Source organism: Pseudoalteromonas sp. SG43-7, assembly GCF_014164295.1.
In the GTDB taxonomy this organism is placed as follows: Bacteria; Pseudomonadota; Gammaproteobacteria; order Enterobacterales; family Alteromonadaceae; genus Pseudoalteromonas; species Pseudoalteromonas rhizosphaerae.
On record NZ_JACJEY010000004.1, the window covers coordinates 109,326 to 125,116 of the forward strand.

Consider the following 15,791-nt stretch of genomic DNA (forward strand, 5'->3'; position numbering starts at 1 on the left):
TAATCCGGGTAGCGCATTTGGAAATTACATTATCAAGGCTGTTGTTATGTGTCCTCAGCTGTTGTATTTAAATCAGGCATAAGATTAAGTCTGTTATGGATCGCGTGATGAACGAACGAAAGCTTAGTGCGTACCGCCTGCGTTAAAACAAATGGATAAGCATCAGCTAAGCCCATGCTGCGATTTAACGAATTTAAAATAATCGAAAATTCCATCCAGCTATCCAACATTACTGAGATTGATGTTTGGCTATTAAAGTAATACGAGTTTTGCGGTAGCCTTAACTCATCAGTGTCCTCAACTTCAAATTCATTACCGAGTGTAGAACCGGTAATAGAGAAATTTTTTGCTGTCTCTAAAGTATCAATAATATGCATGTAGTGCGCCCAAGTTTCTGCCCAGTCTTCAAAAGGGTGCATGGTGGCGTATTCACTAATATAGTTTTCATGCCAATTAGCAGGAGCGCCATTTTTATAATGGGCATCAATCGCTTGTTGGTAATCTAAAGAATCATCGCCAAAATATTGTTTACATAGAGCATGTTTATGCGGTGAATTTGCAATTAACTGGTCAAAATAATAATGTCCTAACTCATGACGAAAATGACCAAGCAAAGTGCGATAGCGCTCACCCATAGCATGCTTTGTTTGTGATCGAGCGACATCATCAGCTTCAGCCAAATTAATTGTAATATGGCCGCAGTTATGGCCAGTAAAAACATTTTCTTGACCTGCTAATTTAGTCACGAAATGGTCATTAACACTGCGGTCGGTTATAAAATCAAAACTAAGGCCACCTTCGGCATCTTGGCTGAGGTTATTTAATGGTAAAGAAAGCGCTTTAAGCGTATACAATGCCCGACGTTTTGCTGTTTCCATTTTGGTCCAAAGTGGAATGTGTTGATTAATACTTAGATCTGGGATTGTTTCATTAAACCGACATGCGAAACACAGCACTTCTTCTGTGTCTGGCGCTGGTACAAAACTGTTGATATCAACCATGCCATTGCATGCCTTATAGTGTGCATTGTTATCACATTTTTGATAGGGCACATCAGGGGCTGACGCTTTGTAATATAAGCCCGTTGTGTCATTAAATTCGTAGGGTTCTACAAGGTTAAAATTGTCATCAATACCAACAGTTTTGCCACAGGCAAGGCAGTGACTACTTTCAAAAAACAATATTTGATTATCTTTGCAGTTACATTTAAAGGTTTTCATATTTTTACCGTATCCGTTGATAAATACAATGACAAATTATTCAGTGAACAGACTTACATTAGCTATATTGCTAACAAATTATAAAGTTAGCAAATTATAAAATTACTAAGCCTGAGATTACTTGCCGTTAAATTCGTTGCAATAAATCTGATTTTTTCTCATTAAACTCAGCATCAGTGAGTGCGCCTAAATCACGTAATTGTGCTAATTTTTCAATAATGTCGAGGGTTTCATTCACTGAGTATTGCGAAGCATTAATAGCTGTCGATTCGCTACTCATCATTTTATCATTTGAGCCTGTCTCAGGGGGGGATTGCTGTTGTTTTGCAAAGTCTGTTGATTGGGCAAAGTTGGTATTGTGACTTGAATGTGTCTGAGTAAAGCTATCATCAGCAATCACTGGCAAACTATTTACGCTAATGTTTCCCCACTGGCTACTAAAGGTAAGCGATATATCGTTGCCTTGTTGCTGGCTTACTCCCCCGATCTGGTGATCGAGCGTATCATAGAGTGTGACCTGACCATTTTTTTCAATGGCTAAGCGATTAGGAAAAACAGCATAACGGGTGTTGTTTTGTGAACCGGTACTCGATGGATTACCTAAATTAACTGGCCACCACTGGTTGCTTCCTAAAGTACCTGCAGGAATGACGGGGAAAACTTGGTTGTTTGCTAAAATAGTGGCAAGTTCGTTACATAAGTTATCAACGGTGTTTTTCAAGCCATTATTGAACATGTCTCCTACCATTGTCATTCCACCGCGCATCCATTGACCTGAGCCGCCAAGTTCAGGGCAATTAAACTGCGCCATTGAACCGCCGCCATTATTTACTGCAACTAACATATGTACTACTGCCCCATAACTTAAACCATAGCGGGCAGATATCCCTTTAACCAAGTTGTCACCAATGTTTGTTAATGTTTGCATAAATAGCGTCCTTAATATGAAGATAGGCGGGATGTGTATTACGTCATGATCTAACTGTGAACAATCTACCTTAAGCATTGATGCTAATCATAAATTAGCAAAATAAAATGCCAACATTGCTTGTTTAAAGACACTAAGCTTGCTAGTTTGGCTTTCAGGGCGATTAAAAATCAAACTACTATAACACTGTTAAGAAGCTTAATCGTGGTTTTATTGTGAACTATTTTTTAAGTTTGTTTTAGCGAAGCATTTAACTGGTGTTGTGATTGATTGGGACTTTTTTCTATTTAATCGCTAGAAAAAACAGGCATGCTTTATTGGTGAATTACATAAAATAATAAGCGCTGTGTGATTTTTAATACTTAGCTTTGTGCTAATTTGGTGCGGATGTCGCACCAAATAATTCTTCACAGCGCTCACTCTTTGATTCTAAACAGTCAATAGTGACCAATATATAGGCTAACAGCCTAATTTTATTATGTAATCTATATGGAATGTATATTGCTTAAATAGCAGGCAGGTAGTAGTAAGTTTTACTTAAATGGCTATACAAAAAATTAAAGAGGGATTAATCGATGACAATTACTGTTGGTATAGCGCACCATACTCAATACAAGTACGACCGCCCAGTAAATATGGGGCCGCATATTTTCCGCTTACGTCCAGCACCGCATAGCCGAACTAAAATTAAAAGCTACTCATTAAAAATAGTGCCGGAAGATCATTACATCAATTGGCAGCAAGACCCTTTTGGTAATTATCAGGCAAGAGTGGTATTTAATAGCCCCACAACTGAGTTTAGTTTTACTGTTGATTTAGTGGCCGAAATGACGGTAATTAATCCGTTTGATTTCTTTTTAGAAGAATATGCTGAAGAGTTTCCATTTGAATACGATAAAGTCGCAAAGGCTGAGCTTAATCCCTATTTAAAAAAGCGTAAGGCGAGTCCTAAGTTTTTAGAATTGATTGATTCGTTACGTCCGGAAAAACCAATCAGAAGTGTTGATTTTTTAGTTGCGGTCAATCAGTCAATTTATAATCTTGTTGGCTACGGCATTCGTTTAGAGCCTGGAGTTCAAACGGCGAACGAAACCATCACAAAAAAAACCGGTTCATGTCGAGATTCTGCGTGGTTGTTAGTACAACTGTTTCGTCACTTAGGTTTGGCGGCTCGTTTTGTATCTGGTTATTTAATCCAACTTACATCAGATCAAAAATCACTTGATGGCCCAAGTGGTCCTGATGAAGATTTTACTGATTTACACGCATGGACGGAAGTATATATTCCAGGCGCAGGTTGGATCGGGCTTGATCCTACCTCCGGCTTATTTGCTGGCGAAGGCCATATTCCGCTTGCGTGTACACCTGAACCTAGCTCAGCAGCACCTGTCTCTGGTGGCATAGATAAGTGCAAATCAGAATTTAGTTTTTATAACAAAGTAACGCGCGTACATGAAGACCCTCGCGTTACAAAGCCGTATTCAGAAACACAATGGGCTGCAATAAACCGCTTGGGTCAGCAAGTTGATGATGTATATGTTAAGGAAGGTGTTCATTTAACAATGGGCGGTGAGCCGACGTTTATTTCAATTGATGATATGGAACATCCCCAATGGAACACAGAAGCCGACGGTAAAGAAAAACGAGTGCTAGCACAAAGCTTATTTATTGCGATGAACAAAGCATATACCAAAGGTGGCTTTACACATTATGGGCAAGGTAAATGGTATCCGGGAGAGTCACTGCCTCGCTGGCAATATGCATGTTATTGGCGAAAAGACGGTGAAGCTTTGTGGCAAGATGCCAGTTTATTAGCTGATCCGAATAAAGATTATAAATTAGACCACACAGATACCAAGCGTTTTACAGAACAGCTATGTGCAGAAATAGGCCTTGAAACCAAGGCTATCACTACAGCCTATGAAGATATTTTATATCATTTATGGCAAGAGGCATCGTTACCCAAAGAGGTGGGGCCTAAACAGCCTGAACTTCTTAGTGCAATGAGCCGTAAAGGCTTTTTAGCTAAAATGGAACAAGGTATTGAAAAGCCTGTTGGTTATGCATTGCCGCTGCAGTTTAATCAAGCAAAACATTGCTGGCAGTCATGCAAATGGGAATTTAAACGCGAATACTGTTTTTTATTACCAGGTGAATCACCCCTTGGTTATAGATTACCGCTTGATAGCCTTGAGTGGACAAGCAACATTATTGAGCGAGATCCGTTTGATATTCCAGATAACTTTACAAAAGCTAAAAAACTGCAAAAAGGCTTTATTGGTCAACAGATGATCAAAACCGCAATGGCATTGGAAGTAAGAGAAGGGCGGTTGTACATCTTTATGCCGCCAACGAGCCATTTTGAACATTATATGTCGCTATTAAATGCGATTGAAAGCACCGCAAAAGCCCTGCAAATCCCGGTTGTTATTGAAGGCTATAGCCCGCCTAAAGATAGTCGTGTAGAAAAATACGCCGTGACACCTGATCCAGGTGTCATTGAAGTGAACATCCACCCATCTTCGTCATGGCAGCAATTAGTTGATAGAACAACGACACTTTACGATCTAGCCAAACAAGCACGCTTAGGAACAGATAAGTTTATGGCGGACGGTCGTCATACCGGCACCGGGGGTGGTAATCATGTCACTTTAGGTGGTGAAACACCGCAGCAAAGCCCGTTCTTACGACGCCCAGATATTTTAAGAAGTTTTATTACTTATTGGCAGCACCATCCTGGATTATCTTATTTATTTTCAGGTTTATTTATTGGCCCTACAAGCCAAGCACCTCGTGTGGATGAGGCACGTGATGAGTTGCTCTATGAGCTTGAAATCGCATTTTCACATATGCCTGAAGGGGAAGTGCCTGAGCCATGGCTCGTTGATCGTTTGTTACGCAACTTACTTGTTGATTTAACAGGTAATACACACAGGGCGGAGTTTTGTATTGATAAGCTATATTCACCCGATTCAGCAACAGGACGACTAGGTATTGTCGAGTTTAGGGGATTTGAAATGCCACCTCACTCACAAATGAGCTTAGTGCAAATGTTGTTATTACGGACTTTATTAGCTTGGTTTTGGAAAAAGCCTTATCACAAACCGTTGATCCGTTGGGGCACCGAATTACATGATAAATTTTTATTACCTCAGTATGTTGAAAATGATTTAGCTGAGGTTGTTAGAGATCTGCAGCAAGCTGGTTTTGCATTCCAAGTAAGTTGGCTAAACCCATTTTTTGAGTTTAGGTTCCCTGTTTGCGGAACCCGAGAACTCGATGATGTGACGTTAGAGCTTAGAACCGCGATTGAACCTTGGCATGTACTGGGTGAAGAAGCCAGTGCATCTGGTACTGCTCGGTATGTCGATTCGTCATTAGAGCGCGTGCAAATCAAAGTAATTGGCACAATGAGTGACCGCTATATCGTTACGTGTAATGGCCGACGCGTACCGCTTAAAATTGTTAAAGGCAAAGCGAAAGATGAAATGGTTGCCGGGATCCGTTACCGTGCATGGCAGCCACCAACAGCGCTGCATCCTACAATTGGTGTACATGCACCGTTAGTATTTGATCTGATCGATACCTGGGAAGGCCGCTCAATGGGTGGTTTTGTCTACCATGTTAGTCATGCTGGTGGGCGAAATCCAGAAACATTACCCGTTAATGCATTTGAAGCTGAAGGGCGAAGGGTTGCACGATTTTGGGAGCATGGTCACACACCATCATTATTAGCATCTGATCAGCCAAGTTGGAGCCCATCGGCTGCGACACGAAGCTTTGTATCAGCACAATCGGTGAGTGAATTTGTTGTTCCCGATGAAGAAAATACTAATTCAGATTACCCTAATACGCTCGATTTAAGGAGACAACCTAAGTTCAAATAAATGATATTTTTGGGTTGCTCATTGTATGACTCCACTTTGACATTACGCAAAGTAGAGTCATTATTTAACAGACGCTTTTGTTAATACAATTACCAACAAATTGAACTAGAATGATAGTTTACTTTTTATAGCGGAGCGCTTTTAGCTTGTACATTAATAATAATACGATGCCAGAGCTGCCTAATTGGTTGTCTTTATACCTTGATAAACGCCACGGTCATGATGAATTGGCGGATCACAGTGGCTTAAACCCTGAGCATTGGGATACTTTATTTAATCGTTTAGCAAGTTTAACCGCTGAAGATGTAAGTAGTCGTGCCATTGAAATTACGCAACTTTTGCAAAATGGCAATATTAAAAGTGAGAGTAATCAACAGTGGCACTTCGATCCACTGCCTTTTATGTTTTCTCGAGCAGATTGGAATACGTTAGAGCAAGGCATAAAACAGCGAACTTTATTACTTAATAAGATCCAACAAGATGTTTATTCTGAGCAAAAGCTACTTTTGAGTGGGCAAATATCACCGCAGCAGCTGTACCAAGATAGTCATTACTTACGTGAAGGATTTAGCTTACCAAGTGATGAGCTAAAACTTTTTTTTACAGCGGTTGATGTGTATCGCGCACCATCGGGTGAATTTAAAGTCTTAGCTGATCATTGCCAATGTCCGTTAGGTCTAGGGCTATTGCTTAAAAACCGCATTATAGCTAGGCGCGTTATGGCTGAAGAGTTTGCTGAATGCAACGTGCAACAAATTAAAGAGTTTTTAAATTTGTTTCAAGAAGGCATTAACGAGTTTATTCATTATATGGATGATCCTCGTATTGTTATTTTAACTCAAGGGATCGATGATCCAAATTATAACGAGCATGCGTTTCTATCTACTTACTTTGGCTATACTTTAGTGCAAAGCGCTGATTTAACAGTGCGTAATGGCGAAGTGTGTTTAAAGTCATTACAAGGGTTGGGGAAAATCAATGTGATTTTACGTTGGATCCCAGATCAAAGTATCGATTCACTTGAACAAACACAATACTCGTTACATGGTATTCCAGGCTTATTACAAGCTGTACGTGAGGGCTCAGTAAAAGTATTAAATCCTTTTGGTAGCGGGGTACTCTCATCACCAGCAATACAATGTAATTTAGCCCAGCTATCAGAGCAACTTTTACAACAACCATTATTACTAGATTGCCCTAAGTACCACAGCATTGAAGATGTTAAATCATCGGATTGGTCACAGTTAGTGTTTGGTAGTTATAAAGATCCTAAACTAACACTTGATGGCCATTTAGACGCGGATAAAATTAAACAACTTATAACTAAGCAACCTAGCGATTATTATTTTCAAGATAAACCCGCATTTAGTAGCGCACCATTTTGGGATGACGGTAAGTTAATTGCAAAACCTGTGGTATTTAGGTGTTATGTATTAACCACAGAAAATGGCATCGAAGTGCTGCCATCGGCACTGTGTTTCTCTTATCAAAATAGTGCTAACGCTAAGGGCGCTGGTTGGCTCAAAGATACTTGGATAAATACCAGTAAAGATATTGATTTAACTGAGCAAAGTGTACCAACACCAATTAAAAAAAGAATGGATGTAAGCTTACTTGAAGGGGTTATATCAAGTCGTACTGCAGAACATTTATTTTGGCTCGGTCGTTATTTAGAGCGCTGTGAAAATACCATAAGAATATTACGTATCTTTATTGATCGTTACACTGAGTTGGCTATTTATCCAGATTTAATACGCCGCAGTACTGTTGCTCGTTTGTTGGCTGCTATCAGCGCTCAGCATATTGTCTACCCTTATGTAGAGCAAGCAATCAAGCTTGAAGAATTTGATAGCGCAGTGTCTAAGCAAACAGCGTTTGCTTTACTCGCTGATGAGCTACGCGCGGGTAGCATAATAAATACGTTAAATTATTTAGCGAATGCATCAGTACAGATCCAAGAATTATTGTCTCATGATAGTCGTCGTATTATTGATGAAATCAATGAGCAAGTTAAAGTGCTAAAGCATATCAATATCAATATTTCATCACGTGCGATGCAAAGTATTTTAGATAAAGTGATTGGTTTGATCATGGCCTTTAATGGCTCGTTAGTGGATTGTATGCCAAACAGCAATGGCTGGTTTTTACTTGAGATGGGTCGCAGGATTGAGCGCAGCTTACAAATCACCTCATTAACAGGGGCTTTATTAACGCAAGAACTCGAGCAAGCTGAAGAGCTTGGTTTACTCGAAGCGGTTTTGAGTAGTCAAGTTAGCTTAGTGACCCATAAACGTCGCTATAGAATGTATCAAAGTATAGGTACTGGGCTTGAGCTATTATTACTGGATGCAGAATACCCTCGCTCATTACTTTTTCAGTTAGAGCAAATAAACCAGTTATGCAAGCATTTACCGACTAAACGCAGACAGGGAGTGATAGCAGCACATGAAAAAGCAATTTTACTTTCTAAAACGAGTTGCTATGTCACAGAAAAAGACTACCTGCAAAGGACGGACGCTGGAGTTCGTAAACAGTTAATCGAGTTTAACCATAATATTCGCCTGAACTTAAATACCTTTTGTGATGTATTATTATTGCAGTATTTTTCTCATACACAAACGGCGAATAAATTGAATTGGACTAATATTGAGCAAGCTCAATCGTGAAATATAAAATAAAGCATTCCACAACTTACAGTTATGCCGATTTTGTTAGCTTGTGTCAAAACCAAGCACGGTTAACACCAAAAACAAATCGTGCTCAGATATGCCACAGTAGCCGCATAGATATTGAGCCGCCGGCAAATTATCTACAAGAATTTACGGATTATTTTGATAATAAAGTGACCGCGTTTGAAATAGCCACTCAGCATAAAAAACTGAAAGTGACTATGACCAGTGAAGTGGAACTTTTATTAAGTGCAAATATTAACCTCATCGATACTGATATGCCTTGGCAAGAGGCTCGCGATATCGTCGCAAAGCCAAATACATATCAGCTGTTAAAAACATCGGAGTTTATTTTGCCATCTCAATATACTCCTTTTGTACAGGGTATAAAGGAATACGCTTTAACGTCGTTTTTAGCTGATATTAGCTTGATTTGCGGCTGTAAAGATCTCATGGCACGGATTTTTCATGAGTTTCAGTATGATCCCGGTTTTACTACGATTAGTACGCCTTTGAGTGTTGTTTTTGCACAAAAAAGGGGCGTTTGCCAAGATTTTGCACATTTTGCGATAGCGTGCTTACGCAGTATTGGTTTAGCAGCACGTTATGTTAGCGGGTATATAGAAACAATGCCTCCCGAGGGGGAAGAAAAGTTAGCTGGTGCAGATGCGACCCATGCATGGTTTTCTGTGTTTGTGCCAAGGTTTGGTTGGGTCGACTTTGATCCAACAAATAATGTTATGCCTAAAGAGCAGCATATAACACTTGCTGTTGGCCGTGATTTTTCTGATGTCACTCCTTTGAAAGGCGTGGTTTTTGGTGGCGGTACACAATTGCTTGATGTAGCGGTTGATATGATTCGATTGGAGTGATTAAAACAACTCAATATTAATAATGGATAAGGCGGAAGGATGTATGAAAATTGACTGGAAAGCATATCAAACAAATGGCTTTTTTGATGAATTAATAGACGCACAAGGAAATATTCGAACGCACGGTAAACAGTTAGCACAGTTTTTTTCTAGCTTATCAAAAGAAGAATTAGTTAAAGCCAGAGCTGTTGCAGATCTTGCCATAAAAGAAATGGGCATTACGTTTACAGTTTATAATGAAGGCAATATGATCGATAGAGCGTGGCCGTTTGACATTATTCCGCGCACTATTGGTAAAAAAGAATGGCAAACTATTGAGGTAGGTTTAAAACAGCGTGTTGAAGCGTTGAATCTGTTTATAAATGATTTATACCATGATCAAAAAATAATAAAAGACGGTATTTTTCCAAAAGGCTTACTCGAAAAATCAGTTAACTTTCGCTCTCAATGTGTTGGAATTACTCCGCCAAATAATATATGGGCGCATATCTGCGGCTCCGATTTAGTGCGCGATGGAAATGGCACTATGTTTGTACTCGAAGATAACTTACGCGTGCCGTCTGGGGTGTCTTATATGCTTGAGAACCGCTCTGTGATGAAACGTGTTTTCCCTGAGTTATTCGAACAAGTGTCGATTTTGCCAGTTGATGATTATCCTTCACAACTGTTTGATATGTTGGCAGCAATGTCACCTCGTCCAGACGATAAGCCTGAAGTAGTGGTATTAACACCCGGTGTATTTAACTCCGCCTATTTTGAACATTGTTACCTTGCTCAAGAGATGGGCTGTGAATTAGTAGAGGGGCGTGATTTAGTAGTCGAAAAAGACGACTGTGTCTATATGCGCACAATTACAGGCTTGCAACGCGTTGATGTAATTTATCGACGCATCGACGATTTATTCTTAGATCCCGACGCTTTTTTACCTGAATCACAATTAGGTGTACCCGGTTTAATGCGAGCATGGTCGAAAGGTAATGTGGCGTTAGTCAATGCACCCGGTGCAGGGGTTGCGGATGATAAGGTGGTTTATGCCTATGTACCTGACATCATAAAATATTACTTGGACGAAGAACCCAAGATAGAAAATGTGCCAACCTATAAGTGTTTAGATCCTAAAGAATGTGATTATGTTATTAAAAATATTGATAAACTAGTTGTCAAACCTGCAAACGAGTCGGGTGGCTATGGTTTATTGATTGGTCCTAAATCGACTAAAAAAGAGCAACAAGCAACCATTGCACAAATAAAAGCCGATCCACGGAATTGGGTAGCGCAACCAACTCTTGATTTGTCTACGGTTCCCACCCTTGACGGCACCGAGCCTGATGGACGTCACGTTGACTTGAGACCGTTTATATTATCGTCAGGTAAAGACACACAGATCACTACTGGTGGCCTTACTCGTGTTGCGATGGTGAAAGGTTCATTAGTGGTAAATTCATCTCAAGGCGGTGGTAGTAAAGATACCTGGATTGTTGACGAAGAGGCTAAATAATATGTTATCAAGAGTAGGTGAAACTTTATATTGGGTAGCTCGTTACATTGAACGTGCAGAAAATGTTGCACGGTTAATTAATGTCAACAACATGCTGATGTTGGATTTACCTAAAGGCGTATGTACAGGCTGGGAGCCACTAATAGATATTATTGGCGCGCGTCAGGCGTATGAAGATAAACACGCTGATTACACAGAGCAAAAAGCGCTGCGTTATTTACTTGTTGGCAGTGATAATGGCTCGTCTATTTTAAACTCTATTATCTATGCAAGAGAGAGCGCTCGGACGATCCGAGACGTAATGCCTCGCGATGTATGGGAAGAAATTAACTCCCTTTATTACTATGTAAAAGATAATCAAAAAGAAGGGCTTGCTAAGCGTGGCCGATTTGCTTATCTAAAGAAAATCATCGAATCAGCCCATCAAATATTTGGTGCTTTAGATGCGACTATTAACCATGATCATGGTTTTACGTTTATCCGCTTTGGGTCGTTAATAGAACGTGCTGATATGACGTCACGAATATTAGACATTCGTTCAGAGACGTTGATCACCAGCGATGAAGCAAAACCTTATGAAAATATTCAGTGGATCAGCTTATTGCGCTCGCTTAGTGCTTATCAAATGTATCGACAAGAGATGAGCGTACGGGTGCAACGTGCTGATGTATTAGAATTCGTGATGCACAGTGAAGTATTTCCACGGTCAATTTTGTTTTGCTTAATAGAGCTGAAAACGCTGGTTTCACCTTTGCCAAATTCTACAGAGATTATAAATTTAATAGATGCAGTGGTAAAACAATTGAAAGCTGAAGATGTAAGAGCGCTTAAAAATGGCCACTTACACAATTATATGGATCAAATTCAAATTGAATTAGCGGGCATTCATAATGCATTAGCGCAAACGTATTTTTTAAAACCGCCAGAATAGGTCTGTTAAGCTATTAATCTTATAATACGCCCAAGGTTTTAAATTACATTGGGCGTTATTAACTAACGTGAGCTTTGGCTAATTATGAAAACGCGTTGTCTTTTAATTGTGCTTGCATTTGTTCGCGCATTTTAAATTTTTGCAGTTTTCCGGTAACCGTCATAGGGTAACTTTCAACAAATTGAATGTGTTTTGGTATTTTAAAATAAGCTAATTTATCTTTTAAGAAGCTGCGAATTTCTTGCTCTGTTAACACGGCATCATCTTTAGGCTGCACCCAAGCACATACTTCTTCGCCGTACTTGTCGTCACTGATGCCAAAAATAGCAGCATCTTGCACGCCAGGGTAAGTGTAAAGTACTTCTTCAATTTCGCGCGGGTAGATATTTTCGCCACCACGAATGATCATATCTTTAATTCTGCCCACTATTGCAACAAAACCTTCCGCATCCATTACACCTAAATCACCAGAGTGTAGCCAGCCTTCTTTATCGATAGTTGCGGCGGTTTTTTCTTCATCATTCCAATAGCAACGCATAATACCCGCACCACGGCTGCATACTTCGCCAGCAAGCCCTATTTTTTGTATATTACCCACTTCGTCAATAATTTTTACTTCTGTATGCGCCAGCGCGCGGCCGACGGTAGTAACTTGTTTTTCAATGGATGAGTCAATCTCCGTGGCATTATTAATGGGACTACATTCCGTTTGACCGTAACCGATAACAACTTCATTCATATGCATCAGCGATTGTACTTTACGCATTACTTGCTCAGGACACGTCGAGCCTGCCATGATACCCGTACGTAAACTGGATAAGTCAAAACGAGCAAAATCTTTTAGTTCCAGTTCAGCAATAAACATAGTCGGTACGCCATGCAGTGCAGTACAGCGTTCTTTTTCAACCACCTCAAGCGTGATTGTTGGATCAAAAGAATCTCCCGGAAATACTGCCGTAGCTCCTTTACTTATACATACTAAATTACCTAATACCATTCCAAAACAGTGATATAACGGCACTGGAATACACAGCTTATCATCTGCAGTTAAGCGCATTGCATTAGCCATAAGAAAACCATTATTTAAAATGTTTTTATGGGAGAGCGTAGCGCCTTTGGGATTGCCTGTTGTGCCGGAGGTAAATTGAATGTTGATGTCTTGATCTGGTTGCAAAGTTGCACCAATGGCGTTGAGTTCAACGCGGTGGGAGGCAGTTGGCATTGTCATAACTTGACTAAAACTAAACATGCCAGCGGCAGGCTCATCACCAATGCGAATAATATTTTTTAAATAGGGGAGGTTTTTTGCCTGCAGTTGCCCAGCTTTTGCAGCGGCAAGTTCGGGCAGTAATTCATTAAGCATGCCTAGGTAATTACTGGCTTTGAAACTTGAAGCGGTTATAAGAGTTGAACACTCGACTGAATTTAGTGCAAATTGTAGTTCGTTTGGACGATACGCTGGGTTAATACAGACCATGATCGCGCCAATTTTGGCGGTCGCAAATTGGGTTAAGCACCACTCAAGGTTGTTTGGTGACCAGATACCAACACGATCACCTGGTTTTACACCTAAAGCCAGTAACCCCATTGCCAGCTGGTTGATCTGCTGCTGATATTCTTTATAGCTTAAACGAATGTTTTGATGATGCAGTACTATTGCAGGGTGGTCTGGGTTATTGTCGACAATGGAGTCGAAGTAATCACCTATGGTTTTATTGATCAATGCTGGGCTTTGTGCTCCTTTATAGTAGCTATGCTCTAAGCCTGCTGCATCTTTGACTGTTTTATTCGCATCGGTTGCAGTTGTATTATTGTTACTTATTTGCATGTACGGTCTCCGTGTCAATGTTGTGAGAGTCTACTTAGTTAGAAAAACACAGATTGTCGACAAATGAAAGCGCTATACGACCAATGTAGTAATAAAAATGATAAATATTAGGCAATAAAAAACGCTAGCTGTAGCTACAACAAAAACATTGCAGTACACACTAGCGTAGTATCTGATTATAAATTGAACTTTAATTGAAAATTAAAGTTCTTCGCTGCGGTAGGTTTTTTTCATTAAATGTACATATGCATTTACAAACGCATTTTCTTGGTACTTTTTAAGCCCCGTTTCAGCGAAATCAATAGGAATAGGATTACGTTTTAATTGCTCTTTGATCTCGGTTGTGCTGAATAAATAAACACTCAGCTCAGGGATCAATTGAATTGCAGTTTCCATTTTGAAACCGTTCGCACTACCGGCAAATTTACCTTTAGGCGCACGTTGACGAATAGCAACTGAGTCAATTTGATAGTCCTGCATAAGTTTCGCAAAATCAAATTGGAATTTACGCATTACTTCAGTGTCATTACCATTACCTAAGGTAAAGCGAGTTTGGCGAATATCTCGTATATCAAATACATCGTTATCTTTTGTTAAAATACACAGTAGTACGTCACTACCGGTAATTTCTACACCGCATGTTCTCATTGTCATTCTCTAAATAACTAATTTGGGCAGCATTATATCAATTAAACGCCTTAAAAACAGTGCATTTTAAAAACCGATTTCAATCCCAATGCCGCTGTGGTCGCTTACGCAGATATCTTCATCAATTTGGTTTGGATTTAAGTGTTTATCAAAGCTTAGATAGTGCAACGATTTTATCCGCGATAATGCACAATCAGTATTAAAGTGTCCTGAGGTCAAAATATAATCAAGCACATTGCCACGACCTTGATAGTAATGTGTTGCTGGTTTTACTTTACCATTTGCCGATTCACTGCTTAATTCAAACGAATCAGTTAATCCTACAATGGGTTGTTCAAGCTCTAAACAGGGCTCGCAACGAGTAGGGTGAAATCCTTGGGTCATGAATGACAGCGCAGGGCTGTCAATATTGTCGTTAAAATCCCCCATTACTAATGTTGCACAGTTTTTTTCACGCTGGGTTTTTAGTGCATCATAATAAACAATCGAAGCTTCCAGTGAGCGTGATATTTGCGATTGCATCATGCCAACGGTTTGTTGTAATAGATTTAATAAGGGATCGTCTTGATTATGAATGTTTAAAATATGCGCCATTGAATGCACCCGTTGTGATTTAAAGTGCACCACGTAGCAGGTTAAATCACCAAATTCAGGTACATCAAAACTGCATTTAATAGGTGTGCGATTAAATTTAAATTCATTTTGATTATTTAAGTACTCAAGTAGTTCTGGGCAAGGGGTGAGTTCGTGGCATGCTTGAAAAGGGATTTTCGCGGCAATCGCCACCACAGGGTTAAATAATACCTGTGGATAGAGATGATCACTGCGTGGACTGGCAACAGTAGCAAAATAGTCATAGCCTTGCTCTTTACACAAAATTGCCAATTCTTTGGGGCTAAACACCTCTTGGAAAGCAACAACCATTGCTTGACTTTGCTGTAGGAAGTCAGTGATAAAGTGCTGTTTTTGCCGCCATTGCGTTGCGTTGTAACGTTCATGTAATTGATAAAAAGAATAAGGTGGCGCCGTAAAATTAAGTAAATTTAAAGTGGCAAAACGGATACGATTAGACGTCGTCATTAGGTTATCCAACAGCTGAAATTAAATTAAGTATGAAATGCGAGGGTTATTTGTCAATTTGTCTGGCTAAATACTTGTATTTAGTGGCTCCAAACGCGACAATAACTGCTTGTGTTTGCTAAGACTCAACAAATACATTAACCAAATACGGTTAAAATTAACAATGCTTATTCGTAAAAGCGTTGTCGAGTTATTCATTTTAATTTAATAAATACATGTGATGCATTGTA

General features: G+C 39.7%; 10 protein-coding genes. 5 read left to right on the forward strand and 5 right to left on the reverse strand.

All coding sequences use genetic code 11. From position 1 onward, the window contains the following. Positions 1–44 precede the first annotated feature (44 nt). Together H5200_RS02870 and H5200_RS02875 are read right to left on the reverse strand one after the other, a co-directional pair. Positions 45–1,220, reverse strand: a complete 1,176-nt coding sequence (locus H5200_RS02870) for a putative zinc-binding metallopeptidase (RefSeq protein ID WP_145233162.1) — start codon at positions 1,218–1,220, stop codon at positions 45–47. A 127-nt stretch (positions 1,221–1,347) separates the two neighbouring features. Beyond that, positions 1,348–2,148, reverse strand: coding sequence for an SHOCT domain-containing protein (locus tag H5200_RS02875; protein ID WP_182760913.1), 801 nt, complete (start codon positions 2,146–2,148; stop codon positions 1,348–1,350). A gap of 575 nt (positions 2,149–2,723) precedes the next feature. On the opposite strand from H5200_RS02875, the gene H5200_RS02880 reads away from it, so the two are divergent. The 5 genes from H5200_RS02880 (at position 2,724) to H5200_RS02900 (ending at position 12,005) form a co-directional block, all read left to right on the forward strand. After that, positions 2,724–6,035, forward strand: a complete 3,312-nt coding sequence (locus H5200_RS02880) for a DUF2126 domain-containing protein (RefSeq protein WP_182760914.1) — start codon at positions 2,724–2,726, stop codon at positions 6,033–6,035. Positions 6,036–6,181: 146 nt separating this feature from the next. Then, positions 6,182–8,701: a circularly permuted type 2 ATP-grasp protein gene (locus H5200_RS02885; protein WP_182734233.1), complete on the forward strand. Its 2,520-nt coding sequence runs from the start codon at positions 6,182–6,184 to the stop codon at positions 8,699–8,701. Beyond that, positions 8,698–9,576 carry a transglutaminase family protein gene (locus H5200_RS02890; RefSeq protein ID WP_182760915.1) on the forward strand — a complete coding sequence of 293 codons (879 nt, stop codon included), beginning with the start codon at positions 8,698–8,700 and terminating at the stop codon, positions 9,574–9,576. The genes H5200_RS02885 and H5200_RS02890 overlap by 4 nt, the downstream gene beginning before the upstream one ends. A gap of 43 nt (positions 9,577–9,619) precedes the next feature. Then, positions 9,620–11,074 carry a circularly permuted type 2 ATP-grasp protein gene (locus tag H5200_RS02895; protein WP_182739606.1) on the forward strand — a complete coding sequence of 485 codons (1,455 nt, stop codon included), beginning with the start codon at positions 9,620–9,622 and terminating at the stop codon, positions 11,072–11,074. A gap of 1 nt (position 11,075) precedes the next feature. Beyond that, entirely contained in the window at positions 11,076–12,005 is a 930-nt protein-coding gene (locus H5200_RS02900) for an alpha-E domain-containing protein (RefSeq protein ID WP_182760916.1), read from the forward strand. Positions 12,006–12,087: 82 nt separating this feature from the next. On the opposite strand, the gene H5200_RS02905 is transcribed toward H5200_RS02900, so the two are convergent. The 3 genes from H5200_RS02905 to H5200_RS02915 all read right to left on the reverse strand — a co-directional run bounded on the left by H5200_RS02905 (position 12,088) and on the right by H5200_RS02915 (position 15,561). Then, positions 12,088–13,833, reverse strand: coding sequence for an AMP-binding protein (locus H5200_RS02905; RefSeq protein ID WP_182739605.1), 1,746 nt, complete (start codon positions 13,831–13,833; stop codon positions 12,088–12,090). A 201-nt stretch (positions 13,834–14,034) separates the two neighbouring features. Continuing rightward, positions 14,035–14,481 carry a DUF3010 family protein gene (locus tag H5200_RS02910; RefSeq protein ID WP_145233170.1) on the reverse strand — a complete coding sequence of 149 codons (447 nt, stop codon included), beginning with the start codon at positions 14,479–14,481 and terminating at the stop codon, positions 14,035–14,037. Positions 14,482–14,547: 66 nt separating this feature from the next. Then, a complete protein-coding gene (locus H5200_RS02915) occupies positions 14,548–15,561 on the reverse strand; it encodes an endonuclease/exonuclease/phosphatase family protein (protein ID WP_182739604.1) in 1,014 nt (337 codons plus the stop codon). Positions 15,562–15,791 lie beyond the last annotated feature (230 nt).